We start from the raw sequence: 26,216 nt of genomic DNA on the forward strand, positions 1-26,216 counted from the left end.
GCTCCCATCCCGCTCCTTATGCCTTTAGAATTCGGGCAGCACGACTTCTCCGGCCGTCTCCCGGTCACTTGCGGCCACGGGCGGCGCGGGAGGCAAGATAGCTTGAAGTTCGCTCTTTACCGTCGCCAGAAGGCGCAATCCCTCTTGAACGTGATCTAAGCTGGGTCTTGTGACGCTTTTCCAAAAGCACTCGTAATAGTAATTGCTAGGTCCAAGCGACAAATAGAGCCGTTTGCACGTCTCCACTCTCCATCGGTGAAAGTCGTGGGAGTCGATCGGCGTCTCACCCGAACCGTGGGCCGTCATCTGGTCGATGAACTGCTGTCCCGTCTCTTCCAACGTTCGTATTGTCTCGATGAGGTCCTTGTCCAATGACATTGCTCTGCTCCGTCCGCGCGGTCACCATCGGAATGGGCCGCTGCAACAGTCGGATGGCGAAGTCAACGGCAGTCTGAGGTCTCATCGCCGGAAAAATTGAGATACTCGTCAGGTTGCGCCGACGCCACAACCGTAGATCGTAATCGTTCACCGGGCTTGAGGCGGCTCTGCGCCCGGTGGGGATGGAGGGGGAGACCATCTCCCCCTCCAAGCCTCCCCCATCGTGATTCTAAGGCCTTAAAACCGTCCCGGTGAACGGTTACCGTAGATCAGACCGCCCGGCTTTCCGATCGAGAAGCCAATGCCGCTGTTCCGGATTACGGGGCATTCGGCCCGCAGACTAATGAAAGCTCACGCTTAGCCTGCCTGGTTCTTCGCCCTCGATGTGCACCTTGGCATGACGGGCCGCAACTTCGTCCCGCACTGCCGAGAGTATCCGAAGTCCTTCTTCAAGCTCCCTGATTCGGGGGTTGATCACTTCTTTGGAGAATCGCTGGTAGTACAAGTCCTCGCAACCTCCCAAAGTGTAGAGCAGGTCATTAACCTTGCGCCGCCATTTGTCGAAACTGCACTGGTCAAACTCGTATTCCACGGCGAACCCGTGAGTTTGTGCCCTCTCGACAAAATCACGCCCCATATCGTACAGAGCATCCAATTTCTCAACGATAGTGTTGTCCGAACTCATGGGCTTCACTCCTTCCTATCGTGGCTTCCGGCCAATTCTCAACGCCTCACAATAATTGCGGATATTAGATTCCATCGTATTTTCCGAATCCTCGGCTCTCTTGTTATGGAATTTGTTTACGAACGGGCCGTTGTCAATGGCCCCTTTTGAGATAGCGACAGAACCGCGAACTCAAGGCAGCCCTGGCGCGACGAATTACGTCGAAGAGAACGGTGAGACCACGGAGCACATCGTCTGATTTCGTCTCCGGGTTCTCTGCGGTGAATGATCTCTCCCCGGCGGGGCCTCGGCAGGGTTGACGCGGAAATCGTCTTGAACTAATATGGACGCCGCTTGAGCGGGCACGGCCGCTCCGGATGTGCGTTTCCCGGAGCATTATTTCCGAACCGACCTGGCGCGGAACCAATCGTTCTGCACAGGTTTCTTTGTGAGGCGCCTATGACCATCGAAACCTCGAAAACCGTAGAGGCAATTGTTCTGGCCGTCTTCCTGATAATCCTACCGGTAACTGTTTGGAGCCAGTCCCCGTATCCGCCTCAGGCCCCTTATCCTGTGCAGACCCCCATGGGCCCTGGTGGCGCGGTCGCGCAGCCGACGCCTCCCGCGGCTCAACAGCAACAACCGATGGAGTATGCCTTCCGGCCGGACCTTAGCAATCCCGAGTTCGGAGAATGCCTGGAACTGGAAAAGAACTGGCGGGCCCTCTGGCAGAGGTACGCGCAAGTCTACCAGCAGGTTACCACTATGAACCCCAGCGATCCGCAATACCGCCAGATGGCTCTCTACGCACAAGGCCTGAAACAACACCTCGACGCCGCGTGGAACGCCTTCAGCGGCAAGTGCGTTTATTACCCACCCCGCCGCCAAGGCCAGCCTTGATTCGCGGATAGAAGCCCACCTGATGGACCAAAAGGACCAGGTACAGAACCTAAAGAATTCGAGCGAGATTCCCGAAGAATGCGCGGTTGACCAAGACGCTGCCTCGTATAGCCGAGTGGTCCGGTCGGTTCTGATCTTTGCCGTAGCAGGCGTGGTGCTTTATGGCGCGGCCACGCTGGGTTCCGACTACAGCACCATAACGGGATCTCTCCTGCGTTTCCCCGCAACGGTGCTTGGGCAGGTAATCGGCTTGGTGTTTGTTGGTTGGGTCTTGAGGGGTTGGCGATTCCATTACTATCTGCGTCGATCCGGCGAATCGGTGCCGTTCGCATATTCTCTTCAGGCTTTTCTGGCCGGATTTGCCCTCACCGGGACCCCGGGAAAGGTCGGAGAGGCCGTAAAAGGCGTGTTCCTCAAGCGGGATTACGGAGTGTCGGTTACCAAGGTTGTGGGTATTCTTGTCGTGGAACGCCTCATGGACCTGTGGGGTGTGTTGCTGTTGGGTGCGTTGTCGCTCTTGCTTTTCAAGGGCTGGGAAAGGCTCTTTCTTATTTGCGCCGCGGCCGTCATTGTCGGCGGGTTTTGTCTGTGCCTGGAAAGAGTGTATCGCCCGGTGCTGGAGAAACTGGCCCGGATCTATTTTTTGTCCTGGATTTGCGACAGAATGCTGGGTGTTCTGTTGGCAGGCCGCGATCTGATGACGCCTCGAATTTTCCTTACCGGGCTGCTGGTTTCCACAGTGGCATGGGGAATGGAATCATTGTCCCTTTATCTGATAATGGATGCTCTGCATCTCCCTTCGACTTTCCTGCAAAGCAACTTCGTATACTGTTTTTCGACCATTGTCGGCGCTCTGTCCATGCTCCCCGGCGGAATTGGCGGTACCGAGGCCGGAATGATGGGGCTGATGTCTTTTATGGGTATCTCGTACACCGAAGGTGTTCCCGCTGTAATCCTTATCAGGCTTTGCACTCTGTGGCTCGCGGTAATTGTCGGTGTAGGATTCATGGTGGTCCTGCTGGCGAGGGCTCGCAAGAGCTGAGGCTCAAGAAACTGTCTCAAACCTAATGGATAAAGCGGAAACCTGTTACACGTCGGGTAGGCCGGACGTTGCCAAAAAGTGTCTCAAAACCCTGAAACGCACGGATTTCCGGGTACGGCGCGCTTCGAGAAGGCTGTCTCAAAAGTACCCTACCGCCTCCAAAGGTGGCACGATGGCCTGTAGGGGCGGGGTTTATCCCCGACCGTCTTGTGAGGCCCGGTATAGCGGGCGGGGATAAACCCCGCCCCTACCGACCATGCAATGAAATAGTCAGTTTGGGGACTGCCTCCATGCCGTGCCCCTACTGGGCGACCTCGGCGATTTGTTTGGTGAAATTGTAATGAGCCTTCCTGCAAAAAAGTAGTACACATCCCATCACTTACCGACACGCGACGTTGACAAGCTTTTTGAGCTTCGACCCCAGCCAGGAGTCTCTGGCTCGGCAATAGCGGAAATCTGCGGCGTCCGCCAGTTCAAGACGCTTTTGCAGGATGACGAGAGCCGCTAACTCCGCGGTCCAACCGGTAATGACCGCGCATTGTTTGAAGTGCTCCTTCGGATTGTGTTTGACCTTACGGCTCAAGACGCGACAGCACGCGGAACCAAAACGCTCTCTGAAGCGATCATGGAGGAGGTTAGCCGAAGGAAGAGCCTCCTTTTTGTCTCGTGCCGCGGGCCGGTCCCGTCCCAGAAATAGGCCCAGTGCCAGAACCGCACCGCTCAGTGCTCCGCAAGTGCAGCCGCTGTCACCCAGACCGATGGGAAGAGCAGAGGCCAGGCGGATGGCCATTTCGTCCGGCATTCCTCCGCCAAGCCCCCGATTCAACACGGTAAGAACCGCCTCAGAGCACAGCAATTGCCCTGTGAGATAGAGATTTTCGGCCCGACTGCCGATTTCCTTGGCAAGATCCCCCGGTCGCGGCTTCAATGAATCATGGAACATGGGGGCCTCTATTTGGCTGCTTCCACCGGATAACCGGCTTGGGCCCAGCCCTCGATGCCGCCGGGGAATCGGTACACATTGGTGTAACCCAACTTCATGGCCCACATGGCTGCGTTATGACTGCGAGTGCATTCCGTAAAACCGCAATAGAAGACTAGTAGGTGATCTTTATTCGGCCCCAGGAGCTTTGCGAACTCCGCCTTTTTCGCGTCGTCCATTTCCTTCATTTCCGGGATGGGAAACTCTATTTGAACCGCGGCTGGGATGTGACGCTTTTTGTAACTTGCGCCGAAGGGCATGGTGTCAACTATGAGTATGTCCTTTTTCGCGTCCACCCACTGCTTCAAGTCAGCCGCGGTTACGGCCTTATAGGCTCCGTCCGTCATCTCTCTGGCGAAGTTGATCGCTATGATTTCCTTGACTTTTTCCGGGTAGTCGGCCTTTTGAGCAAGGGCATTGCCGAGCAGCAACAAACCGATCAAGCCCGCGGTCAGGAACGCTGAAATCATCCTCTTAGCCATGAATCGAATACCTCCTTCACTTTAAGGGTTTTGAACCACCTCGTACACAATCGGCCCCGTTGGAGCCCGCGGAAGACCAAAGCGCGGGGCATGGCTTGTACGCGGACAGTGCAGGGCCGTTGACGCAATTTCTCAAGCAGAATATATTGACATTGCCGATGTGTCAAATTAAAAAGACCGATAATAAGACCGCGTTTTGCAGCGCGATAAATGGCAACTCGGCAGCCACACGGTCCGTATAAGTAGAGGCCAGAAATGTTGTGTGCCTCCCCAAAAGAAGCTATTGTAACAATAGGTGAAACCGATCTGATCCCAGGCTGGAAAAAGATGAGGATGCGGAACCCAGTGCAGCGTGCAATTATCGTTATTGCCCTACTTTTTTGCCTTCTTCAGGCAATTGCTTCAGCCTCGGCCGCGCCGGAGGTTGCCTTGGACAACCATGAGCACGATTTTGGGGATGTGCAGGTCGGCAGCGTGGTTCAGACCCGGGTCTCGGTAATCAATAAGGGCGACGCTCCACTTGCTATAAATGACGTAGCCACGTCGTGCGGTTGCACCAAGGCGGCTGCTGCTGGAAGGGAGGTTCCTCCGGGGGGAAAGACCGATATAGAGGTATCATACGACTCCGCGGGCTTGAGCGCGGGGAGAAAGACACAAACCGTATTCATACACTCCAACGATACGAAGAACCCGGTATCCAAGGTGCGGATCTTCGCGAATGTCATTCACAGAATCACCATCGAACCTACAAGCCTGGTCTTGCGGCTGCCGAGTTTTCAGGATCGCGTGAGTTTCCCGGTCACGGCCAAGAACACAACTCAGCAGGCAGTGACTCTGTCGGTGGCGACCTTTCAGGGGGCTATTGGCAGAGCATGGTTGGAGCCGGAAACGTTTGTTATTGAGCCCGCTTCGGAAGTGCGCTTGAAGATTGAAATGGAAGTGAAAAGGCCTGAAAAGGGAAACACCTTGAGCGGCGAGTTATCGATTGGTACCGACCTCCCGGAAGCTGACCGGATCAAATTGCGGTGCCTGATCAAGATCGACCGAATGGAGTAATTACTTAAACATATACAGGATGTCGCGGGCAAATTGCACAAGTTGATGGTCTTCGGAGGCCAGCCTGGACAATTTCGGGTCCAGAACCACCGCATGACCGTCAAAACACCCTTCGCTAAGAGTGGAATAGCGGAGGGGCAGGGGGCCTGCGTGGATGACAAGGTCCTGTTCGCTCAATACCGCATCTTTGTCTGCATCGCTGTGCAGGGCTCCGATGTGCTGGTATTGTTTTGCGCCTGAGAACCTGACCGCGATGAATTGGCCGGGGTGTATCTCTTTGCCCCATTCAAGCCGCCGATCAGGCTTGCCGTTCAAAATGTCGCATTCCGCCACCAAAGGCAACCGAGTGACAAGCATTGAAACCGCGTAGTCCTTTTTGAACTTCCTGTCGGCCCAAACGCCGTACGCGGCCACGAGCACGTCACAGCAGTCCACCCCAATATAGTTGTTGCTTTGATGCGGAATGCACCCAAATAGGCCAGGAACATTGAAAAAGGTGGTCAGATATCCGAGGTACCCTTCTCCGTCTCGGATGGACACGCGAAAAACTTGCGGCGACATTCCCTTTTTGTCGCAGTCCTCTATCCCCGGTGATCGCTCCACTCTCCCGTCTTTCTCCACTTCCACCTGGAACCAAAAGCTACCGACATCATCATGATAGTGACTGGAATCCGGCTTAGATCGGGTCAGCATTGAGAATAATTTGGTGAGTTTATTCGACGTTCGGTCGCTCGCCTCGGGTGAAAACGGTTGTATTTCCCATTGCCCGCGAAATTTTGTCAGCTCTGTTCGAGTGTAATCGATTTTGGCAAACCCGATCCATTTGTACGGGTCGCTTTCCCAAGGATGATTTGCGTTTTTGTAGATTTTGGAGAGATCCGGCGCGATCTGGTACCAACGGGTGGTGGCGCCGGGAATTTGATCGACTTTCAGCGTAACTTTTTGGCCTTTCAGAGGATAAGTCGCTGTGTCGCTCTTCCACGGACTCCCTTCGATGCTTGCCTTGATTGCAAGCGTCGGGCGCGCGACCTTGTCCGAGCTTGGCGGAGCGACCTTGCCGGTTTCCCGCCGGACAGAGAGGTGTGTCACGATAAGAACAGTTACCGCGAGGAACATTAGGGTAAGTAAGGTGGCTGCGATTCTCCTCATGATCCGCTCTCTCGACAATCTCCTGCGAGCAACTCGCTTCAATGCCCAGCTGCGTCCCATGTGCCGGGTCGTTGTGCTTGAGATCCGCACCGTTTTGCCGGAATCTCATGGCGAAGCGGGAACCAGACTTTCCTGAACATCAAAAGAAAGGGTCTTGCTCAGTTTTCCGAGAATATATCCCATTTGGTCGTTCGGTCAACCATGATTAACAACCCTACTCCCCGGTACGTTTGATCAAGAAGTCATTGGCGGAGTATACTATAGCGACGCGCAATGGACTTTGCGGAGCACGCCCAGAGGGCACGGCATGCCGTGCCCGAAAAACCATGGCGTCAGGCTACCGCAAATCCCACTGCGTGGATCTATAGCGCTCATGGCCGCTGAGACAAACGCGGCCGACCATAGAAGATCTGTTTTTACGAGGATACCCTGGTGTCGGCAAATTCCGATGATCTTGCGCACAAGTTAGAGCATTTGCAGAGCATTCTGCGAGACCTCAACAGCGTGGTTGTTGCCTTTTCCGGTGGAGTGGACAGCACCCTTGTTCTCAAGGTTGCCAAGGACGTGCTCGGAGACCATGTGCTGGCTGTTACCGCCCTTTCGGAGACCACGGCTCAACATGAGCGGGAGGCGGCCATCAGCTTGGCTAGCGACCTCGGAGCAGAGCATCTCGTGGTCGAAATCTCTGAAATGGACGTGCCGGAGTTTCTGAGAAATCCGCCGGACAGGTGTTACATCTGTAAAAAGAGTCGATTCCGCGAACTGGTGAAGCTTGCTCAGAGAAAAGGATTCGCCTTTGTGGTCGATGGAGAAAATGCTGATGATCACCAGGATTATCGCCCAGGCATCCGCGCTACCAGAGAGCTGGGCATTCGGAGCCCTCTGAGCGAGGCAGGCCTTACCAAGCAAGAAGTCCGTCTTCTATCGAAGAAGCTCGGACTCCCCACCTGGGACAAGCATTCCTATGCCTGCCTGGCATCCCGCATCCCGTACGGCAATCCCATTACCCCGGAGAAACTGGCTCAGGTCGATGCCGCGGAGGAGTTTGTCCGCGGGCTTGTCCCCGGTTGTCAAGTCAGGGTGCGGCATCACGGAGACACCGCGCGCATAGAGATGGAACCTCAAACCATACCTGAGCTGACGAAAGAAGAGGTCCGCTTACGCCTCGTAGAGCACTTCAAGACCCTGGGTTTCAAATTTGTAACTCTGGACCTGGAAGGGTACAGCATGGGCAGCCTCAACCGAATGATAAACACGCGGAAGTAGCTCTTTTTTGAGATCCGGGCCTCAGACGATTATGTCAAAGGTGACATAACTAGCAAATATTATTATAATTTCCCATACCTTTCCTCTTGACTCCTCAAAATGCCACAGCTACCATGAAAACATGGGGCGCGCCAGAGGGCTCGTCGGCAAGGCCAACAATAATATCTAGTATAATCGGTAACATCTACACACCTGCCAGGCAGCAGGCCCGGATGTAGGTCGTTGGCATAGCCAAAAAAATGAGTCCTGGCATTCGTCCATCCGGAAGCAAGAATTACCATTCTCCGAATGAAGAAAGAGGGGAGGATCGCTATGGACAAGATACTGAGAATCGACATGGGGGCCCAAGGCGGCCCCAAGGTGACAGAGGGACCTTTGGGCGAGTATGCCGGCCTGGGGGGCCGAGCCATGACCTCCGGCATCGTCTCGAAAGAAGTGCCGCCTTTGTGCCATCCTTTGGGAGCCGAAAACAAACTGGTTATTGCCCCCGGTCTGCTTACTGGGACTACCGCCGCGAATTCAGGGCGTATTTCCATCGGCTGCAAGAGCCCTTTGACGGGCGGGATCAAGGAGTCCAATGCAGGTGGGCAACCGGGCCAAGTGCTGGCCAAGCTGGGCTACGCTGCCATCGTCCTGGAAGGCAAGCCCAAGGACGACAACCTTTACAAAGTGTTTATCAACAAGGACGGCGTGAAGATCGCTGCTGACAACAGCTTGAAGATGTTGGGCAATTACGACCTGGTAGCGAAGATGAAGGCTGAATACGGTGACAAGATCTGCTGCATGTCAATCGGGCCGGTAGGAGAAATGAAGATGTCCGCCGCTTCCATCGCTTGCACCGACATGGAATTGAGACCGACACGGCACGCTGGCCGCGGCGGCACCGGCGCGGTGATGGGCTCCAAGGGCGTGAAAGTGATCGTACTGGATGACAGCGAAATGAAGATGCGCACTCCAAAAGATCCCCAAAAATTCAATCAAGCGAACAAAAGCTGGGTCGAGGGCCTTAAGAAGCATCCTGTTACCGGCGAAGGCCTGCCGGCTTACGGCACGAACGTGCTGACAAACGTCCTTAACGAAGCCGGCGCGTACCCGACCAAGAACTTCATGTGGGGTCGGTTCGACGGCTGCTCTAAGATCAGCGGTGAGACGCAGGCGGCCATTGAAGTCGAACGCGGCGGAAGCGCTACTCACGGCTGCCACCGAGGGTGCGTAATTCAATGTTCGGGGATTTATATGAACAAGGATGGGCAATATCTTACCAAGCAGCCCGAATATGAGACGGTCTGGGCCCATGGCGGGAATTGCGGCATAGACGACCTGGACTCCATCGCCATGCTGGACAGGCTTGACGATGATTACGGGGTTGACACCATCGAGATGGGTGCGACCATTGGGGTGGCCATGGAAGCGGGCGTAGCGAAGTTCGGAGACGCACAAGCAGCGATCAACCTGGTCCACGAAGTAGGGAAGGGCACTTATCTTGGCCGCATCCTGGGCAACGGGGCCGCGGTGACGGGAAAGGCGTTTGGTGTGGAGCGAGTCCCTGTGGTGAAAAACCAGGCTATGCCGGCTTACGATCCTCGCGGAGTCCAGGGAATAGGGGTTACTTACGCGACGACTCCCATGGGCGCGGATCATACCGCGGGGTATGCGGTAGCGGCCAACATCATGAAAGTCGGCGGAGATGTTGCCCCGATGCAGCCGGAAGGGCAGATAGAGCTTTCAAGAAACCTCCAGATAGCCACAGCGGCCGTGGACTCCACCGGCATGTGTTTGTTCATAGCGTTTGCCGTCCTGGATCAGCCCGAAACATTCCAGTCGCTGCTTGATTTGCTCAACGCTTTCTACGGTCTGAACCTGACTGGGGACGGTGTCACCGACCTGGGGAAAACAGTCCTCAAGATGGAGAGGGACTTCAATGCCAAAGCGGGCTTCGGTCCAGCAGACGACCGCCTTCCGATGTACTTCCTGACAGAACAGTTGCCGCCTCATAACGTCACGTTCAAGGTGAAAGACGAGGACCTGGACAAAGTCTTCAATTGGTAGCTGAGAATTTCTTTCGAAACCGCGGGAGAAGCCTCATTAGGGGCTTCTCCCATTTCTCTCCCGCTACGGTGTATCCAGCGGTCACTTGGACGGACCGATGATCTCCCAGAAAGTGAGATCCGCGGCCCCGTCCAAAACCTCACGGCCTTTGCTCATAAAATCCTTCATGTGGGGCATCCGAACGTGCTCGTCCAGGTCCTTCTTGCTTCTCCAATTCTCGTAAAACATGAATAAGCCCTTGTTGCCGGTTGATTGGTGCAGGTCGTAGTTTATGCAGCCGGCCTCTTTCCTTGTGGGCTCAAGAAGAGCTAGCAGACCCTGCTTGACCGTTTCCTCCATCCCGGGCTTGGCCTTGATCAGGGCCAGAATCGTTACCTTGCTGTCATCCATGTGCATCTCCTTGTGTTAGTCTTTTCCCTCACAGGCAATTGAGCTATGATTATAGACTGCTTTTCTCGAATGACCAAAACCTGAAAAAAACAAGGAACCAGGATGAGCAAGAAGCACAACAAGGCCGAAGAGGCTTTCTTTATGACCGCTCTGAAGGAGGAAGCCCGAACGGTGCTATTCGATGTGGGATCAAGCGTGGAACCGGAGACACTTGTCAGCCGCATCCTCGAAGATCTTGAGGCACTGGCGCCCAAGGAAGGCGCGCAAGACGAGAGATCTGAGCAAGAAATCTGGCAACAGGTGCGGGAGCGGTTGCTGAAAGAAGCATATGCAACGCGGCCGTATTGCATCCGATGCGGAACTTGCTGCATGAAAGGAAGCCCCACACTGCTCCGGCAGGACGTGGCGTTGTTCACCAAGGATATCCTCAAACCTACGCACGTGATTACGATTCGGCACGGGGAGCCGGCTTACTCGAGTATCACGGAACAGGCTTCAGCCACGGATAGGGAATTGATCAAGATCCGAGAAAAGACTGAAACCAGAGAGTGCATCTTCTATGGGAAAGCCGACAAGAGCTGCCAGATATACGAATCCAGACCGTCACAGTGCCGCAGTCAGGAATGCTGGAACCCCGAGGCATCGGTGGAGGCCGCAGAAGGCGCTCCATTAACGAGAAAGGACCTGCTTGAGGCCGCCGGCCCTCTATGGGAAGTTATCCTGCGACATGAAGAACGCTGCTCGCACAATGAGCTGAGCCGCTCCATGGCGCGTCTGTCAGCCACAAGAGGCCAGTGTGTAGAAGAAGTCCTGGAAATTCTGAGATTCGACCATCATGCACGGGAGTTCATTGCAGAGAAGCTAAACCTGGACCCCGCGAGCCTGGATTTTTTCTTCGGCCGGCCGCTGAAGGAGTCCCTGGGATTATACGGGCTGAGGTTGCAGGAACAGGGTGATGGCTCCTATTTGCTGACTCCTCTCCAAGAGTAGACATGTGGGGCAGGCTTTCCAGCCTGCCGTTATCCTCTGAGCCAGGGTCTCTTGCAAAGCGGCAGGCTGGAAAGCCTGCCCCACGAAAGCAGTTCGTAGCCATTTGTTAATACTGGGCGCTGGTCAAGAGTCCGTCCGACACGTGGACAGGAAAGGCTTCATAGGTACCTTCTCAAAAGCTCCTTACCCTTGCAACCGGTTTCACTCTTTGTATCGCAGCGACCGTGGTCCCAGCCTCGTGGGTGAGAACGGGTTGAAATCGTATCCGCGATATATGTGGATTTCCCGGATCGGCTCGCCGTGGTACATCACCTTGTAAGATGGGAGAGCTTCCACTTGCTTGAAGTTGCCGTAAATCGTGGCGAGGGCCGAGGATGAAGGCGCCAGCGGCCGCGCTGATACAAACAGAACGTTGCGTCCCTTGAGGTTGTCGAAAGAAGGTTCCCAGACGTCAAATTGGGTGGGACGCCTCCAGGGCGCCAGGTATCTGACATCCGGATTGCCGGGAGTATTGAACTCCAAGAGTGCGCAGAGCTGATAGCTGTCCGCTGCAATAACGTCCGAGGCCTCTCTGAGACCGCCCACGTGCTCGCCAAGCCCGTCCCAGCCTCTGGTTTCCCAGATAATTCTGTCATCCTTGCTGAACCTTTTTTCCAGCCCCGCGGGCAAGAGGCCGACCCACGCGTGGATCAAGACGAGAAGCACCGGCCCGACCGCGAAGATGACTCCCCATTTCAGGAATCGCTCACCGAACCGATTGCGAAAAGCCTTGTGCCCTTCGCTGTGGCCTTCGCCAATTACCTGCACCGATAGTATCGCGGTCGAGGCGTACCCCATGAAAGCCCAATTGGCTTCCACATGACCCTTGAATGCCAGGACGCCGAAAACCACCAGAGGCAGGCCCAAGCTGAAAAGCAAAACGTGCTGCGGCTGGGGCTTGAACAAGTTCTTGAAAAACGCAAACCGCAATGCCACTAAAAGAGCAAAATAGAACAGCGGTGAAACCAAGGCAGACTGGGCCAGGTGGTAACCCAAACCGTCGAGCACCCTCTGAGATGCGGAAGTCGAACCCGATCCAATGAACAATATATGGTGCAGCGACGCCCAGTCATGGGTGGCATTCCACCAGACGATAGGCATTGCGAAGGCAGACGCGATCAGCGCGCCGATCCACGGCTCTTTGGTACGGAGAAGCCTTCGGTGAGGTCCACTCCAGAGCAGGAATATCAACAGGCAGGGAATCAGCAACACGCCGGTGTACTTGCTCAGAATAGCCAGGCCCGCGGCAAGCCCCATGGCATAAAACCATCGGGCATCGCCTGAGTCAAGAAACCGTGCGGCTGTCCAAAGGGACACGACCCAGAAAAAAATCAGAGCATTGTCATGGACCGCGGCGGAGCCTCCGAGCAGAGCCAAAGGCGTCAAATTAAAAATCAGGGCGGAAAAAATTGCTCGGAAACGATCGCGAAAAAGCAGGAAGCTGGTTCGGTACAACAGATAGGTGGAGAATCCTGAAAGCACCAAAAAGGGGAAACGGACCGTAAACGGTGTGGAACGACCGAAGAGGTCTGTGGAAAGCCGGATCAGGTAAGCGACCATCCCGGAATTGTCAAAGTAGGACCAGTCCAGTCGCCGGGACCATGTCCAATAGCTGCACTCGTCCGGGATAAGATTCACCCACCCGGTAAAACAAATCCGCCACGCAAAGACAGCGACAAGCGCCGCCAGCAGCGGCCAAATTGGCTGCCCTAATCTCTCGATCGCTTGTTTGACGGGTATTTCATCTGCGGGAGAATTCATTCGGCGAGTATACACCAGGTTGAAACACTTGTTGTCGACAATTCGACTTTGGGCCTGCAAGTTGGAACGTTGAAACCCATCATCGCGTACGGAGACGTATCATACCGGTTCCCTTCCAAACATTAAGGCTTAGTTCGGGGCAAAATCGGCACGGACCCGGTTGCCAGGTCAGTGGCACCCAAAACCCTTTTCCCATGGGATCAGGGGCACGGTGGACCCCGGCTTTGGCATCTGCTTGTGGCCCCGCCGACTTCTCATTGTTCAAGCGAGAGGTGGTATCGATTGCAAGGCGGCCCTTGCTTGCCGGTCTGCTAATGAACGGAGCCGCACATTGTGCCGCCTCGGCAGATCAGGGAGTCGCTTTCCGGCAGCATTTCGTGGGTCGCCTCTACCTGGATGGTGGTGTGAGTAATGTTGAATCTGTCAGCGAGGAGCTTTTCCAAACCTCTGAGGACTTCCACTCGATTGCCGTCGGGCTCGGCAAGCACTACGTGAGCGGACATTGCCACCCGGTTGCTGGTGATGCTCCACACGTGCAGATCGTACACGCAGCAAACGCCACCGTGATCGAGCAAGGCGTCCTCGATGTGCTTAATATCTACTCCCGAGGGCACACCCTCCATAAGTATGTTTACCGCTTCTTTTAGCAGTCCCCAAGAGGAATAGAGGATCAGCAGGCCGATCAGGACGCTGACCAGCGGGTCAGCCCAGTACGCGGCGGTTGCCAGTATCACTATTGCGGCAATGATAGCGCCCACAGAGCCTAGAGCGTCCGAAAGAACATGAAGGAAAGCACCCTTCAAATTGAGATTGTGCTCCCTGGTGCCGAAGAGCAGGGCAGCCATGGCCAGATTTACAGCGAGGCCGACCGATGCGACTACCAGCATGCCGACCCCCGCGACCGGCGCGGGGGTCAAGAAGCGGTGAACAGACTCGTAGAATATTACCGCAACGATTACCCACAGGGCCAGGCCATTAATCAGAGCCGCGAGTATTTCGGTGCGCTTGAATCCGTAGGTGTGGCGATCCGTTGGCGAGCGTTTCCCTATGTGCAGTGCCACCCATGACAGCGCCAAAGCCATCACGTCGGAAAGCATATGTCCCGCGTCCGCAAGAAGAGCCAAGGAATTGAAAAGAATACCGCCGACTATCTCGGCCGCCATGTATCCCGCGGTTATCAACAACGCGATTCCAAGGCGTGTTTCACCGCTCCCGTCATGGGCATGATGATGGTGATGTTCGTGAGCCATTAACCGTCCCGCCGCTGCGGCATGTTTTTTTCGAGTCGATCCAATGCCATCGTGACCGACCATGATATACCAATAAGCATTGCGAAGCCACCGAGTAAAGATACCAGCGGCCACCAATCTTCGAATACGAGCCCGAGCGTTTTCCTTGTCTAAGACTTTCTGTGCCGACGGTTGACGAAAGCGGACGCCCACTGTTACATTGGCGGGCGTGACTTAAAGCCCCTGAGAAAAACGGCCGACTGTGGATTCACTGACCCTGTTTGGAACAGCCATAGCTCTGGGAATGGACGCCTTTGCCGTCGCCGCGGTTGTTTGCTCAGGACTTTGCGTTCATACGGCCAGACATACTTTTCGGCTCACTTGGCATTTCGGCCTTTTTCAGTTCTTGATGACCGTCATCGGATGGTTCGGCGCCGCGGGTGTTGCCGCGTACACTCTGGGCCTCAATCATTGGATCGCGTTCGGGTTGCTGACCTTGCTGGGGGCCAACATGATCCGGCAATCACGCCACCCGGAGTCGCGGACTGAAGGGTATGATCCCACCAGGGGGTGGAGTCTTGTAGGCCTTTCGGTCGCGACGAGCATAGACGCTCTGGCTGTAGGGGTTTCGCTGAGCCTGATCGGCATGCATGTCTGGTCGCCTGCGCTTCTGATCGGGGTGGCAGCCCTTGTGATGACATTCATCGGGACCAGGTTGGGAAGGCACGCCGGGATCTATTTTGGAGGCTGGGCGGAACGTATTGGAGGAATAGTCCTGATCGTTATCGGCGTGCGAATATTGGTCCAAGGCCTGGGCAAGGCCTGAAATACCACCGGACCAAGGCCCTCCGAACAGGGCTATTTCATTAATGTTCCGAACGCGAAGAGAGGTCGCTTTGATACTCGATTTCCGAACAAACAATCTGACCACGGTGGAAACCCTGAAGCCGGGTCTGTGGCGTATCGTCACGAGATTCGACGACAACCTGTTCTCGGCCGAAGTGGCCCTGCAGGTCAAAGCCCCCGCATTGAACATTACGATGGCCTCACTGGAAATAAAGAGGGACGTGATGGGCCTCGTCCCTGATCTTTCCGAAACCGCTCAGAAGCTGATCGGCGTGCGTGTCGGTCCCGGCATGACCAAGATCGTCCGAGCGATCGTTGGCGACGAATCCGGCTCCGACCGTGTAGCGGAACTTGTTCTCGAAGCGATGGAAATGCTCGTAAACGGCCTCACCGTGCCGGAACTGCGAAAGGCAATGAGCATGGCCGGAGAGCCGGCAAGATTAGAGCATGACGGCCCCAAGGTATTTCTCAACGAGGTGCTCATCGGCGAACGGGCGATCAAGATGATGGCGGATAATCCGAGGCTGAAGGACAGTTGCGCTGCATTTCGGGACCTGTGACACCGGATGGGACAGCGTCGCGTGGGTCGCACTTCCCATGGGGCGTTCGGCAGCTTTTGCCTCTTCGACAACAACTCATAGGAATTACAAATGCTTACATATTCTCGCGTGAAATCCATCGGTGTGCAGGTGCAAGGCGAGGACCTTCGCGTGGTTAGCGGCGTCCTCGAAGACGAACTGTATGCAATGGAATGCGAACTGGTTATTAACTGGCCGAAACTGGCCATCGAGTCGGTTCAGACCCGAATGAAGCGGTTCACCACCAAACGCTGCCCGCTTGCCCAAAAGGTGTTCTCTCGGGCTGAGGGATGGACCCTGGATGCTGACCTTGATGGAAAGATCAAGAAAGAGATAGGCAGATACGGCTGTCGCCACATGGCCGTATTGATGGTGGATTGCTGTCGAAGTGTCGCAGTCGCGGAATTGGCCAGGGAACTGGGGGCCACTCTTGACAAAGAGCCTGGTCTGGACCGAAAACGGTTCTTGGAGCAATTCTATGACCGCCATCCATCACTGGTAGACTATTTGCGACTTCAATAAATAGAGAGTACACCCGGAATGATTTTGGATCTTCATGTCCATACAACGCTCCATTCCCCATGCAGTGCCATGTCGCCTGACGAAATGATGATTGCCGCAAAAAACGCGGGTTTGGACGGCATCTGTATCACCGAGCATAACCGCATCTGGAATCATGAACAAGCCGCGGAGTTGAGCCGCAAGCACGGTCTGGCGGTGTTTCGCGGAATGGAAGTCACGACCACCGGCGGAGACATTCTGGTTTTCGGATTAGAGGAAGAGCCTGAAGGCCTGGTGAGTCCGGCAAGGTTGAAAAAAAAGGTGGATGCCGCCTCCGCGGTGGCATTTGCAGCGCACCCGTTTCGAGGCTTCCTCCTCTTTGGATTTGGCGCCCTGGACATGGGGTTGGACGATGCTATCCTCAACCCTACTTTTGCGCAGGTTCACGGCCTTGAGGTCTGCAATGGCCGCGTTACCGCGGAAGAAAACAATTTCGCCCGGCGGGTGGCCGAAGCCATGGGTCTTCTGGGGATCGGCGGCAGCGACGCCCATGAACCCGGATCGGTCGGGAGTTGTGTGACCAAATTCGAGGACTCTATAGAGGACGAAAAGCAGTTGGTGCAAGCTCTGCTCAGTGGCCGCTTCACAACAAATACCATGAGATGAATTCTCCCGAAGCGCGGGCCACGATGAGCCGCTCAACCGAAAGGCGCGAAAATGACCCCTGAAGAGATCAAGTGGTCGAAATGGACCAGAAGTTTGGAAGGGCTGCTAAGGCTGAAAACTTTCCCCGTGGGGCTGAAACTTCTGGAGAATTCTGAAGAGCTTACGGCAAATCCCTGGGTGCGGAGACCCCCTGAGAAACTCTCTCTGTGCCAATTGATCACGATCGTGCGAACCTTTGACTGGACAATAGGCGCGACCGCGGAGGACCTTGTAACCCCGCAATGTGCAAGCATGCTGGGGCTTGCGGAGTTGCCGCGGTTCATTACCGAAGGCACTATGCGGAACATTGTCTGGCTGGAAAAGAAAGAGGACGCGGCATTATGTGAGTCGGTAATTCAGCGAATACCTTACGGAAAGTACAAGGCCTTTCTGATGGCGCCTACAGCCTATGATCCCTTTGTACCGGACATTGTCCTCATCTATGCAAACCCTGCCCAAATGTCTGTTTTGATAAACGCGATACAGTATGACAAGTTCGAGCGCCTGGTATTCTACTCTGTGGGCGAGAGTTCTTGCTCCGACGTTATCGGCCGCTGTTTCGTCGACAGGGTCCCCGCGCTATCAATTCCCTGTTTCGGTGAGAGACGTTTCGGACATGCTGCGGATGACGAACTGGCAATCGGGTTGCCCGCTGAAGATTGCGCTCGCATCCTGGCCAACCTGGAGACCTTGTACAAGAAAGGGATTCGCTTTCCCATATCCCAGTATGGAGCGCAGGTCAGTCCGTGGCCGGCCTTGAACGCCGTGTACCAATTCCCTCAGAAATCTGAGGAATAATCCGGCAACATCCCCAAAGAACATTCTGCGTCCTCCCTGGGACTGACCCAAGGTCAAACGAATCTTCGACGAGTATTTTTGAACCTGGCAGCGAAGATTGAGGAGGAGGCCCGCGGTTGACGAGCCTGGCGCAATAACCTAGAGTGGAATATCGGGGAACTGGAGTGGGGGCGGTGAACACGGTTCGCGAACCGGCTCCCCACTACTCGGACAATCCGGTAAAATTAGTCTTACTTGCGTCATTTATTTTGCGGCATCCTAATTGACTATCGTGAGCGAAAAGGGGGATCATCATGAATGGTATGATCGACGAATCTGCCGGCCGTAGACAATTCCTCAAAAAAACAGGCATCCTCATCACCGGTGCTGCGGTGATCTTTCCGGACGTGCGTCCGGCACAGGCAAAGTCACCAGAGAAGGAAAAGGAGAAGAAAGGTGAAGAGGTTTTCCCACCGGAAGACTTGATGCGCGAGCATGGAGTGCTGCGGCGTATTCTGCTCATTTACGAAGACATTCAAGGACGCCTGAACAGTGGAAAAGACTTTCCGCCTGAAACTCTTTCCAACGCAGCGGAAATAATACGTGCTTTCATTGAAGAGTACCACGAAAAACTTGAAGAGGACTATCTGTTTCCACGGTTTGAGAAGGCAGGCAAGCTTGTTGAGCTGGTCAAAGTCCTGAAGGAGCAACACAAAGCAGGCCGTCGCTTGACGCCACAGGTCATGCAATTGGCTGCACCTGCCGCACTTAAGGAGGCTCCCAAGCGAAAGGAGCCGGCTGACACGCTGCATCTCTTTCTCAGAATGTATCGCCCCCACGCCTCACGCGAGGACACCATCTTGTTTCCTGCCTTGCGGACGATCGTGTCGGAAAAAGAATTTCACGACCTCGGCGAGGAATTTGAAGAAAAAGAAGAGAAACTCTTTGGTGAAGGGGGTTTTGAAAAGACAGTGGGTCAGGTCGCGGAACTGGAAAAAGGCCTGGGAATCTATGATCTGTCTCAATTCACACCGCCTCGATGAGGAATGATTAGGGATATGGCTGCTTACCTTTGCACTGTGATGCGCAAGTTTGGTCACGTGAGCTAGCGGTGGCACCCAACTTCCTGCCGTCATTCCTGCGGAAGCAGGAATCCAGTCCCGCTAAGCGCTTGATTCAGCACCGTGTTTGGCGTTGGATGTCTGGACCCCGGCTTTCGCCGGAGTGACGACCACGGGACCCACATGTTGTCCGGAGACACTGCCATGAAAACCAGAGAAGTCGTGTGGCTGAGCCTGCTCCTTTTAGCTGTCTTACTCACGATTTTGTTCAAGTACGTTCCATATCTTCCTGGGGACGTGAGTATTACCCGCCTGATACAGTCCTCGCTGCCTGAATCCAAACACTGGGCTCAGGCGATATCAGCAACAGCTAAACCCCCGTGGGTCTTGGTTCTGATCGCCATCACTTTCGCCCTTTCCTGGGTGATTGCAGGATGGCGTGCTGGTCTGCTGTCTATCGCCAGCTTCGTTGGTTTGTGGTTGCTGGGACAATGGCTTGGCCCGGTCATTGCCCAGCCGCGACCGTCAGCCGACCTGGTGCAGGTCGTGGAAGCAGCTTCCGGTTCAGCGTTTCCATCCATCTTTGCTTTTAATTACATAGCAACAATCGGGTACCTGGGTGTTCTGGCCGCGGTGAAGGCCTCAGGAAATCTTCGATGGGCTCTACTGGTTATCTGCACTTTACTTCTTGTTATCGGCGGAATTGCCAGAATTGACTTGGCGGCTCACTGGCCCAGTGACGTGGCCATATCTTACTTCATAGGACTTTTGTGGGTCACTTTGCTCATTCGGTTCGCTTGATGAAGGTACAGTCATGATAGAATACGCTGTCATCTGCACCGTTGCAATCGTAGTGTCCGCGCTCACGCTTTTCTCGGGGTTTGGGCTGGGAACGCTTCTCATGCCGGCCTTTGCGCTTTTCTTCCCGGTCAATGTCGCAGTGGCCGGTACCGCGGTCGTGCATCTGGCCAACAACCTCTTCAAGGTCGCGCTCGTCGGTAGACACGCGAGTATCCGGGTGGTGATCAGATTCGCCTTGCCGGCTGCAATATCCGCGGCTTTAGGAGCCTTTGCTCTAGGTTACATGTCGGAAATGGGGCCTCTCGTCCGCTACAGCATCGGCGGCCGAATCTTTGAAATAACCACAGTCAAGGTGGTTATAGCGGCACTGATCGCTGTATTTTCTATCCTTGACATATTGCCCCGGTTCCAGGACCTGGCTTTTGACCAGAAATATGTCCCTTTAGGCGGTATTCTGTCCGGATTTTTCGGCGGCCTATCCGGACTTCAAGGCGCTTTGCGAAGCGCTTTTCTTATTCGAGCCGGGCTGGACAAGGAACAATTCATAGGCACAGGCGTTGTCTCAGCGGTAATAGTGGATATCTCACGACTGGTGATCTACGGATCGACTTTTCTCTTCACCCATGTGTCTTCCCTGTGGCAAAGCTCTCTCGCGAGCCTCACTCTCGCAGGCATAATTTCCGCTTTTGTCGGTTCCATGATTGGGGTGAGATTGCTGAAGAAAACGACCATAAAGACCGTTCAAATCATCGTTGGGGGTATGCTGCTTTTGATGTCCGTCGCGCTGGGAGCAGGGGTGATCTAAGGATTTGCATTGGCGGAACCGGATAGTTTTGCCACTGACAAGAAAGGGTAGGGGGCCGGGAGATCCCTATTGGAGAAGGAATCTCCCGGGAGGCTCTCCTCTCACATTGGCGATCGAAGTGGTTTTGCCATAAGAAACAAGATATTGATCATGTTCTTGGGGTGACACAGGACACATTTGGCCATTTGCGCCTGCTGTTGCCTGTGGCAAGAGACGCAGGTCTCCATGGGAAGAGTCCCCGGTTGTCCCAAAAGGGTGCCATGAGCCAAGTCCGCGTGGCACTGAAAGCACTCCACCTTGTGAGCAAAATGGGCCCTGTGGTTGACCTCGTGGCCGGGGTTCTTGGTAACAATGTCTTCCACTTTGTGGCATTGGATACACGCTCTCGTGTAGACCTTGCCTCGAAGAATGGCCCCGCGGTCGCCTCCTGCAAGCCGAACCGCCACATATCGTGCGCCGTTCAAATGGGCTTGGAATTCCCCTATGACGCCCGGCTCGGAATGACAGGTGATGCAATCCGCTTTGGCGTGGACCGACCTGGCATGAGTAGACCTCTCCCAACCGACGTAGCGCGTCTGCATTATCTTGCAACTCGCGCAGAAGCTGGATTGTTTCGAGTAGACCGCCATTCCGCCAAGCATTACCACGCCGATAAATATCAGAATTCCGACGACCACGATAACGCTGAAGGTTTTTACTATCGCCATCTCAGAGCCCCTTTCCTTAGGGCGCCAAGCCCGCGGTCGTGATCTTTTCCAAGAGTTTCTTTCCGTCGTCCAGGGCCTTTTGAAGGTCGTCAGGTTTCTGTGTTTTGTGGGAATGGCAATGATTGCACGAGTTGGGCTGTTTTCCAGGATCGCCTTGGCCCAGCTCCATCGTGACCTTGGGAGGAATGGTCCGGAAGCGGTGACTGCGCTCGTCTCCTCTGGTGGCGCTCTGGCCTACGGGCGGCATATGGCAACCTATACAGTCCGGATGCTGGGGCGCGCGGGCAATCGGCGCATGCCCTCTGATCGAATCCGTGCTCACGTTTCCGTGGCAGCTGATGCACAAATTGTTGGGATTCATAGTGGTGGCAAATTTGGTTTTCGCCTCATGAACGCTGTGGCATGTGCTGCAACCGATACCGGCTTTGGCGTGGCGGCTCTCTCTCCACTCGGGATACTGCTGACGATGCTGCCTCACGTGACCGCTCGGCCACCATGCGGATTTGTCGGATTTGTCCACGATTCTAAAATGCTGAGGCCCGAGATAGTCTCCCACCCTGAAGTTGACCGGAAAATCCCATTTCTTGTCCGGGCTCTTCCCGCGGGTGTGACATTGGCCGCATACATCCGAAGCTGCCTTGAAAGGCAATGTAGCCGGATTGACAATGGTCTTGCTCTTGTCTTCGAGCCTTGCATCAAGGTGATTGCTGGCTGGTCCGTGACATGCCTCGCAGCCCACACTCAGTTCGGCCCAAGTCAGTTTTTCCTTGTCGAAACCCACCACATGACAGTAACCGCATTTTGCTCTCCAGTCCGCGGTTTTCCAGCCATCGGGGTTGTACGGAGACCAGTTCTCGGACTCGAAATTCCACTGGGCCACGCGGGTTCTCCAGTCTTTGTCGATGTAGCGTTGCTTCCACTGGACGCCGTGCGTCATGATCGCGTCAGACGGCTTGAAGTCCACCAGGGGATTCGGGTCCACGAAATCGCCTTGGACCGCCCTGGGATTCTTCTTCGTGTCCTGCATGACCTTGGAGTGCAGCGTGTTGCGGAAAGTCACTGAGATCCGGCTATGGCATTCGGCACACTTGTCCGAGCCGACATACTTGGCCGGACCCAATTCGGAGATGGGCTTTCCTCTGTCGCACGACATCAGCGCGATGCCGACAAGTCCGATGAGAAGCACGCCGAGAACCGCCATCCATTTTCGCTTCATTGCAGGTCCTCCTTATCAGAATTATCCTATGTACTGACTTTATTGACCTTTCCCAAAAGTTGGTTGCTTGTTTTGCCGCCACCAATTGATGTCACGGGCGCTCGTATGTCTCCATAAGGACAATGTCCGCGTCTGCCCCGTACAGCCACAGAGTTACTTTGAGTTTGTCTTCAGCCTTGTCCCACACGGATAAATAGTACCCCCGCCCTCGTTTGAGCCAGTCATAACGGTCTTGAATACTAGGCGCGTCCATGGCAGTCACGTCTTTGGAAGGGGGGCCAAACTGCTGCCCGAGCCTACCTTTCTCGTTTTCGTATCGCTGAATCAGAGTTGCCGCGGATGCTTCGTGGGGGGGGATCTCAAAGAAGAGAGTGACCTTATATAATTTCCTATTCTTAAAGAGGCATTTCGCTTCCTGGAGCCCCTCGATGGGAACCGGCAAGCTCTTCGCCGTAAGAGTTGCCTCATCCTGTTGAGTCGGCGTTATGCCTTTGGCCGCAAGTGTGGCGACCACCTCCGTCTGGTCTGTGTCCAGATGCAACCCAAGGATGTCCGTCCCTTTTGAAGTTGCCTCAGCGGAGAAGGTGATAAAGAGACCGATAATCACCATTGGCACAATGCCACGACAAAGCCAACAGAAGCGACTTAGTGCCGCGTGCGGCAATGGTCTCGCCTGCATGTTTCGCCCTATCGTTTCTGAGGAAGAAAAGTTTTACCAGGTTAAAGGGTGTCGTAATAATGATACAAAAAAAAGCCGAATATTTATAAAGATCGTCGTCTTGTCACAATATTTTGGTATAGCGAATTGTTCATAGGTTAGCACGTACACGGTTTACGTTCCAGTATTTTCATAACAGCATTCTCGATTTGTTTTGTCAAGATAAAGAATTCATTCTTTTCACTGCTCTTCGGTCGAATAATGTGAAAACCGTCGAGGAAGCGATTCTTGTTACATTCCCCCGCCAGCGGTCAGATATACTCTCGGCTTCCCGGAGATCATCGCTCCCTAGCGCTGACTTCTACTGATCCTCGCTCTTGTCCTTCAGCTTCAAGGTGTCTTTAACCAATTGTTTCTCGTGGTCGAAATTGACTATTCTTTGGAGCATGATCTTTTGAGCCTGTACAGGACCGGCCCCGTGCCACGTCCCGACACCGTGCTGGCCTGCTGTCCAATGCTGGAGCAGCTTGTGAACCTTCAGAATGTTCTCGGTGGGTTCGTCCGATCCGAAACTGTAGAATTCCTCCACGTAGCGTCTGGTTTCGGGATTCTTCAGCTCCTTGAGGGAAGGCATGGTCACAATCAGGCCGCCGCCGATGTCTCCCGCGAGGGCCATTGTCCGCCAGAAAGCGTTACAGATGTTGAGCTTGGCCACATTGCCCATGACCTCGTCCGGCAGGAATACTCCCGATCCGGGCGGGTCCTCGCTGCCCATTGTTGCCGCGGCGAGCCCGCACGCGCGCCCTGTCTCCCGGAGAACCACCATCTCGGTGAGCTGGTCGTTAATGTGGCTGACCTTGTCCAGCCCCTTGTACTCCTGAATGAGCTTGCACGCGCCCATAATCTGGTTCATGAACCCCACCTTGCACGTTCCCCCGCAGGTCATGCGGTGAGTCCGTGCGAAGCGGGCAACAATTTTGCCGGAATACTTTGTTTCGCCGCAGTGAAAAACCCTTTCCCATGGCACAAACACGTTGTCGAACACTACCATCGAGGTTTCACGCTGACCGAAAAGCGGGTTGCCCAGCTCGTAGATGTCCTCGGCCTGGTCTCTCTCGGCAGAGTAAGGCGAGTATTGGCAAATGTAAGTTATGCCTTCCGCATCGCTGGGGACTGCGAACGCCACGGAATAATCTTTCTCCTCCTCGGAATGCGACGACTGCGGCAGGACGACCAGTTCGTGACTCGCGAAAGCGCCGCTTATATTTATCTTGGCTCCTCTCACCACGATTCCATCGCTATTCTTGTCCACGACCTTCAGCGAGAGATAAGGATCGGGCCAATCCAGGGTCCTTTTCTTGCGGCTTCCTCTGGGCTCGGTCAGGGCTCCCGCGGCCGAGAGATCCGCGCTCTGAACCATCTTCAGGTATTCCGTGAAACGTGGATAATACTCGGTGCCCAACTGTTGGTCCATCTCCCAGGTTGTCGCTGCCAACGCGTGGAAAGCGTCGTAACCCACGCACCGGTAAATGCACGTCCCAAGCCTTTCGGAAGTAAAGGTGCCCGCCTTGGCCTTGGCGATCAGGTCCTCCGTACTGGCGCTGACATAAGTGTACCGGTTGACCGTTTCCCCGGTGAGCTGAGACCGGCAGGTCATCACATCCCTGTATTTGGGGTCCAAGGCCCATTGGTAGCTGGCCTTATTGGCTTCTACGACCGTGCGAGTATTCGGGTTTTCCAGCACGTTTTCCACGCGCTTGCCGTTCATAAAAACCTTTGGCTTCAGTTTTCTCAGGCTGTCCTCAAACTGCTCCGGTGTCATAAGGGCCATGATTTTCCTCTCATTGCACTGGTAGGTTTATGGTCGAGACCTCAAAAATCGGCGAAGGTTTGCCGCGGCCGCGGCTTCCTACATTTCAGAATAGCACTTCGCTGTACACCATTCTACATGCTTGCGCGAGATTTATGAAGCCAAATGCTCGCTCTCACAATCCGGCCCGGTGTGGCCTCGCAAGAGAGCTTCTACTTTAGTTCCTCGCTTGAAAGCGCACTCCCATGGTGGAAATCACTTTGCCGCCGGAGTCTGTTCGATGCCACCCACAGGTACTGTCCCAGGTTCCATTCTGAGGGCCAGTACCAGGGCATCCACACTCGCGGCTCCTGCCCGCGCGACTGTCTTGGCAGCCTCGCTGATGGTAGATCCTGTGGTAGCCACATCGTCAATTAGCAACACCTTGGCTCCGCGGATTCTGTCAGGCCGAAGAACGCCAAAGGAGCCCCTCAGGTTCTTGATCCGCTCGGGTCTCGGGAGACCCACCTGAGGCGGAGTATCCGTGATCTTTTGAAGGGATCTCCGGTCAAGTGGAATGCCCGTAGCCGCGGATAGATTTTCAGCAAGGACCACTGTCTGATTGAATCCACGCTGGAGCAATCGCTTTCGGTGGATGGGGATCGGCACGATCAGGCTGAACTCCCGGGGCTCAAAATATCTGTTAAAAGTCTCGATGAGCAGCTCCGAGAGAGGACCGGCAGCATGGAGCGCACTGTAGAACTTGAATCTGACTAGCGCAGTTCTCAATTCCCCATCGTAACCCACCCCGTAGCGCGCGCGAGCGTAGCGCGGCGGATCTGTGAGACATTTACCGCACAGGCCAGGGGAGCCTGCAACTATGCTCCGGAAAGGCAACCCACACTGGAAACATATAGGCGGCTTTATAGGCGCGACGGATTCCTGACAGGTTTCACACAGGGACATACTCGATTGGGGTGTGGCCGAATTACAGAACGGGCAAACGGGTGGGAAAAAAAGATTCGATAGAGAAGTCGCGAAGAAAGCGAGACCGTCTCTCAAGAACACCTTCTGACCCTCTTAAGCGGATAGCCAGCCCTGGGGGTATGGTCGGTTTACTGTTGAGGTAACACTATGCGAGCCCGATGCAGGTTTGGCAAGAACTTTTGCCATGCTGAGTTAATCCCTCATTTGCCGGTGTGAAAAAGGCTGTCATTGCGAGCGAAGCGAAGCAATCTCTGCCTTTAAGCCTTGAGATTGCTTCGTCGTTTCACTCCTCGCAATTGTAGATGTTAGATAATTCGTGGACGAGGTATCCTCAGACAGGGGTAATAAGTCCATGAGAATCAACAGCCAAGATCAGACGATAAAGAGGAACTACATCCAGAAGTACCG

At 54.7% G+C, this 26,216-nt stretch carries 27 protein-coding genes; 14 read left to right on the forward strand and 13 right to left on the reverse strand.

Annotated elements, in window-relative coordinates:
• Positions 1–24: 24 nt before the first annotated feature.
• Positions 25–378 carry a hypothetical protein gene (locus tag HY913_17495; GenBank protein ID MBI4965072.1) on the reverse strand — a complete coding sequence of 118 codons (354 nt, stop codon included), beginning with the start codon at positions 376–378 and terminating at the stop codon, positions 25–27.
• Between the two features lie 340 nt (positions 379–718).
• Positions 719–1,063 carry a hypothetical protein gene (locus HY913_17500; GenBank protein MBI4965073.1) on the reverse strand — a complete coding sequence of 115 codons (345 nt, stop codon included), beginning with the start codon at positions 1,061–1,063 and terminating at the stop codon, positions 719–721.
• 438 nt (positions 1,064–1,501) lie between these two features.
• Between HY913_17500 and HY913_17505 the strand changes: the two genes are divergently transcribed.
• Positions 1,502–1,942, forward strand: a complete 441-nt coding sequence (locus HY913_17505) for a hypothetical protein (protein MBI4965074.1) — start codon at positions 1,502–1,504, stop codon at positions 1,940–1,942.
• Between the two features lie 22 nt (positions 1,943–1,964).
• Positions 1,965–2,984 (forward strand): flippase-like domain-containing protein, encoded by a 1,020-nt coding sequence (locus tag HY913_17510; GenBank protein MBI4965075.1) that lies wholly within the window; start codon positions 1,965–1,967, stop codon positions 2,982–2,984.
• Positions 2,985–3,363: 379 nt separating this feature from the next.
• Here the strand turns inward: HY913_17510 and HY913_17515 are convergent, their stop codons facing one another.
• Positions 3,364–3,927, reverse strand: a complete 564-nt coding sequence (locus HY913_17515) for a C_GCAxxG_C_C family protein (GenBank protein ID MBI4965076.1) — start codon at positions 3,925–3,927, stop codon at positions 3,364–3,366.
• Positions 3,928–3,935: 8 nt separating this feature from the next.
• Positions 3,936–4,436, reverse strand: a complete 501-nt coding sequence (locus HY913_17520; protein ID MBI4965077.1) for a rhodanese-like domain-containing protein — start codon at positions 4,434–4,436, stop codon at positions 3,936–3,938.
• Positions 4,437–4,793: 357 nt separating this feature from the next.
• On the opposite strand from HY913_17520, the gene HY913_17525 reads away from it, so the two are divergent.
• Complete coding sequence (locus HY913_17525; GenBank protein MBI4965078.1) at positions 4,794–5,504, forward strand: DUF1573 domain-containing protein; 711 nt, start codon at positions 4,794–4,796, stop codon at positions 5,502–5,504.
• On the opposite strand, the gene HY913_17530 is transcribed toward HY913_17525, so the two are convergent.
• Positions 5,505–6,653 carry a hypothetical protein gene (locus HY913_17530; GenBank protein ID MBI4965079.1) on the reverse strand — a complete coding sequence of 383 codons (1,149 nt, stop codon included), beginning with the start codon at positions 6,651–6,653 and terminating at the stop codon, positions 5,505–5,507. It lies immediately after the preceding gene.
• 432 nt (positions 6,654–7,085) lie between these two features.
• Between HY913_17530 and larE the strand changes: the two genes are divergently transcribed.
• Complete coding sequence (gene larE, locus HY913_17535) at positions 7,086–7,919, forward strand: ATP-dependent sacrificial sulfur transferase LarE (GenBank protein MBI4965080.1); 834 nt, start codon at positions 7,086–7,088, stop codon at positions 7,917–7,919.
• 312 nt (positions 7,920–8,231) lie between these two features.
• On the forward strand, positions 8,232–9,968 hold the full coding sequence (locus tag HY913_17540; protein ID MBI4965081.1) for an aldehyde ferredoxin oxidoreductase: 1,737 nt from the start codon (positions 8,232–8,234) through the stop codon (positions 9,966–9,968).
• 81 nt (positions 9,969–10,049) lie between these two features.
• Here the strand turns inward: HY913_17540 and HY913_17545 are convergent, their stop codons facing one another.
• Positions 10,050–10,358, reverse strand: coding sequence for an antibiotic biosynthesis monooxygenase (locus tag HY913_17545; protein ID MBI4965082.1), 309 nt, complete (start codon positions 10,356–10,358; stop codon positions 10,050–10,052).
• A gap of 102 nt (positions 10,359–10,460) precedes the next feature.
• Between HY913_17545 and HY913_17550 the strand changes: the two genes are divergently transcribed.
• Positions 10,461–11,348, forward strand: a complete 888-nt coding sequence (locus HY913_17550) for a YkgJ family cysteine cluster protein (protein ID MBI4965083.1) — start codon at positions 10,461–10,463, stop codon at positions 11,346–11,348.
• A 201-nt stretch (positions 11,349–11,549) separates the two neighbouring features.
• Here HY913_17550 and HY913_17555 read toward each other — a convergent pair whose 3' ends face one another.
• The gene (locus HY913_17555; protein MBI4965084.1) at positions 11,550–13,148 is read right to left on the reverse strand and encodes a glycosyltransferase family 39 protein; all 1,599 of its coding nucleotides are present in this window, start codon (positions 13,146–13,148) and stop codon (positions 11,550–11,552) included.
• A gap of 311 nt (positions 13,149–13,459) precedes the next feature.
• The gene (locus HY913_17560; protein ID MBI4965085.1) at positions 13,460–14,398 is read right to left on the reverse strand and encodes a cation transporter; all 939 of its coding nucleotides are present in this window, start codon (positions 14,396–14,398) and stop codon (positions 13,460–13,462) included.
• 283 nt (positions 14,399–14,681) lie between these two features.
• Between HY913_17560 and HY913_17565 the strand changes: the two genes are divergently transcribed.
• The 8 genes from HY913_17565 to HY913_17600 all read left to right on the forward strand — a co-directional run bounded on the left by HY913_17565 (position 14,682) and on the right by HY913_17600 (position 20,451).
• The gene (locus HY913_17565; protein ID MBI4965086.1) at positions 14,682–15,203 is read left to right on the forward strand and encodes a manganese efflux pump; all 522 of its coding nucleotides are present in this window, start codon (positions 14,682–14,684) and stop codon (positions 15,201–15,203) included.
• 70 nt (positions 15,204–15,273) lie between these two features.
• A complete protein-coding gene (locus HY913_17570; protein MBI4965087.1) occupies positions 15,274–15,783 on the forward strand; it encodes a hypothetical protein in 510 nt (169 codons plus the stop codon).
• A 90-nt stretch (positions 15,784–15,873) separates the two neighbouring features.
• The gene (locus HY913_17575; GenBank protein ID MBI4965088.1) at positions 15,874–16,323 is read left to right on the forward strand and encodes a DUF2889 domain-containing protein; all 450 of its coding nucleotides are present in this window, start codon (positions 15,874–15,876) and stop codon (positions 16,321–16,323) included.
• A gap of 18 nt (positions 16,324–16,341) precedes the next feature.
• Positions 16,342–16,968, forward strand: coding sequence for a PHP domain-containing protein (locus HY913_17580; protein MBI4965089.1), 627 nt, complete (start codon positions 16,342–16,344; stop codon positions 16,966–16,968).
• A gap of 51 nt (positions 16,969–17,019) precedes the next feature.
• Positions 17,020–17,805, forward strand: a complete 786-nt coding sequence (locus HY913_17585; protein MBI4965090.1) for a DUF169 domain-containing protein — start codon at positions 17,020–17,022, stop codon at positions 17,803–17,805.
• 293 nt (positions 17,806–18,098) lie between these two features.
• Positions 18,099–18,827, forward strand: coding sequence for a hemerythrin domain-containing protein (locus HY913_17590; protein ID MBI4965091.1), 729 nt, complete (start codon positions 18,099–18,101; stop codon positions 18,825–18,827).
• 222 nt (positions 18,828–19,049) lie between these two features.
• Positions 19,050–19,646 (forward strand): hypothetical protein, encoded by a 597-nt coding sequence (locus HY913_17595; protein ID MBI4965092.1) that lies wholly within the window; start codon positions 19,050–19,052, stop codon positions 19,644–19,646.
• Between the two features lie 16 nt (positions 19,647–19,662).
• A complete protein-coding gene (locus HY913_17600; protein MBI4965093.1) occupies positions 19,663–20,451 on the forward strand; it encodes a sulfite exporter TauE/SafE family protein in 789 nt (262 codons plus the stop codon).
• A gap of 101 nt (positions 20,452–20,552) precedes the next feature.
• Here HY913_17600 and HY913_17605 read toward each other — a convergent pair whose 3' ends face one another.
• The 5 genes from HY913_17605 to HY913_17625 form a co-directional block, all read right to left on the reverse strand.
• Complete coding sequence (locus HY913_17605) at positions 20,553–21,158, reverse strand: NapC/NirT family cytochrome c (protein MBI4965094.1); 606 nt, start codon at positions 21,156–21,158, stop codon at positions 20,553–20,555.
• A 16-nt stretch (positions 21,159–21,174) separates the two neighbouring features.
• Positions 21,175–22,374, reverse strand: a complete 1,200-nt coding sequence (locus tag HY913_17610) for a hypothetical protein (GenBank protein ID MBI4965095.1) — start codon at positions 22,372–22,374, stop codon at positions 21,175–21,177.
• Positions 22,375–22,465: 91 nt separating this feature from the next.
• A complete protein-coding gene (locus HY913_17615; GenBank protein MBI4965096.1) occupies positions 22,466–22,984 on the reverse strand; it encodes a hypothetical protein in 519 nt (172 codons plus the stop codon).
• Between the two features lie 409 nt (positions 22,985–23,393).
• Positions 23,394–24,863, reverse strand: a complete 1,470-nt coding sequence (locus tag HY913_17620; GenBank protein ID MBI4965097.1) for an aromatic ring hydroxylase — start codon at positions 24,861–24,863, stop codon at positions 23,394–23,396.
• A gap of 234 nt (positions 24,864–25,097) precedes the next feature.
• Positions 25,098–25,610, reverse strand: coding sequence for a ComF family protein (locus tag HY913_17625; GenBank protein MBI4965098.1), 513 nt, complete (start codon positions 25,608–25,610; stop codon positions 25,098–25,100).
• Positions 25,611–26,216 lie beyond the last annotated feature (606 nt).

The organism is Desulfomonile tiedjei, assembly GCA_016212925.1.
GTDB lineage: Bacteria > Desulfobacterota > Desulfomonilia > Desulfomonilales > Desulfomonilaceae > JACRDF01.

What these genes read in the sequence shown, in the direction of transcription:
- HY913_17495 (MBI4965072.1), bottom strand. Translation starts at nt 378, where the DNA reads ATGTCATTGGACAAGGACCTCATCGAGACAATACGAACGTTGGAAGAG.
- HY913_17500 (MBI4965073.1), bottom strand. Translation starts at nt 1,063, where the DNA reads ATGAGTTCGGACAACACTATCGTTGAGAAATTGGATGCTCTGTACGAT.
- HY913_17505 (MBI4965074.1), top strand. Translation starts at nt 1,502, where the DNA reads ATGACCATCGAAACCTCGAAAACCGTAGAGGCAATTGTTCTGGCCGTC.
- HY913_17510 (MBI4965075.1), top strand. Translation starts at nt 1,965, where the DNA reads ATGGACCAAAAGGACCAGGTACAGAACCTAAAGAATTCGAGCGAGATT.
- HY913_17515 (MBI4965076.1), bottom strand. Translation starts at nt 3,927, where the DNA reads ATGTTCCATGATTCATTGAAGCCGCGACCGGGGGATCTTGCCAAGGAA.
- HY913_17520 (MBI4965077.1), bottom strand. Translation starts at nt 4,436, where the DNA reads ATGATTTCAGCGTTCCTGACCGCGGGCTTGATCGGTTTGTTGCTGCTC.
- HY913_17530 (MBI4965079.1), bottom strand. Translation starts at nt 6,653, where the DNA reads ATGAGGAGAATCGCAGCCACCTTACTTACCCTAATGTTCCTCGCGGTA.
- HY913_17540 (MBI4965081.1), top strand. Translation starts at nt 8,232, where the DNA reads ATGGACAAGATACTGAGAATCGACATGGGGGCCCAAGGCGGCCCCAAG.
- HY913_17545 (MBI4965082.1), bottom strand. Translation starts at nt 10,358, where the DNA reads ATGGATGACAGCAAGGTAACGATTCTGGCCCTGATCAAGGCCAAGCCC.
- HY913_17550 (MBI4965083.1), top strand. Translation starts at nt 10,461, where the DNA reads ATGAGCAAGAAGCACAACAAGGCCGAAGAGGCTTTCTTTATGACCGCT.
- HY913_17555 (MBI4965084.1), bottom strand. Translation starts at nt 13,148, where the DNA reads ATGAATTCTCCCGCAGATGAAATACCCGTCAAACAAGCGATCGAGAGA.
- HY913_17560 (MBI4965085.1), bottom strand. Translation starts at nt 14,398, where the DNA reads ATGGCTCACGAACATCACCATCATCATGCCCATGACGGGAGCGGTGAA.
- HY913_17565 (MBI4965086.1), top strand. Translation starts at nt 14,682, where the DNA reads ATGGACGCCTTTGCCGTCGCCGCGGTTGTTTGCTCAGGACTTTGCGTT.
- HY913_17575 (MBI4965088.1), top strand. Translation starts at nt 15,874, where the DNA reads ATGCTTACATATTCTCGCGTGAAATCCATCGGTGTGCAGGTGCAAGGC.
- HY913_17580 (MBI4965089.1), top strand. Translation starts at nt 16,342, where the DNA reads ATGATTTTGGATCTTCATGTCCATACAACGCTCCATTCCCCATGCAGT.
- HY913_17585 (MBI4965090.1), top strand. Translation starts at nt 17,020, where the DNA reads ATGACCCCTGAAGAGATCAAGTGGTCGAAATGGACCAGAAGTTTGGAA.
- HY913_17590 (MBI4965091.1), top strand. Translation starts at nt 18,099, where the DNA reads ATGAATGGTATGATCGACGAATCTGCCGGCCGTAGACAATTCCTCAAA.
- HY913_17595 (MBI4965092.1), top strand. Translation starts at nt 19,050, where the DNA reads ATGAAAACCAGAGAAGTCGTGTGGCTGAGCCTGCTCCTTTTAGCTGTC.
- HY913_17605 (MBI4965094.1), bottom strand. Translation starts at nt 21,158, where the DNA reads ATGGCGATAGTAAAAACCTTCAGCGTTATCGTGGTCGTCGGAATTCTG.
- HY913_17610 (MBI4965095.1), bottom strand. Translation starts at nt 22,374, where the DNA reads ATGAAGCGAAAATGGATGGCGGTTCTCGGCGTGCTTCTCATCGGACTT.
- HY913_17615 (MBI4965096.1), bottom strand. Translation starts at nt 22,984, where the DNA reads ATGGTGATTATCGGTCTCTTTATCACCTTCTCCGCTGAGGCAACTTCA.
- HY913_17620 (MBI4965097.1), bottom strand. Translation starts at nt 24,863, where the DNA reads ATGGCCCTTATGACACCGGAGCAGTTTGAGGACAGCCTGAGAAAACTG.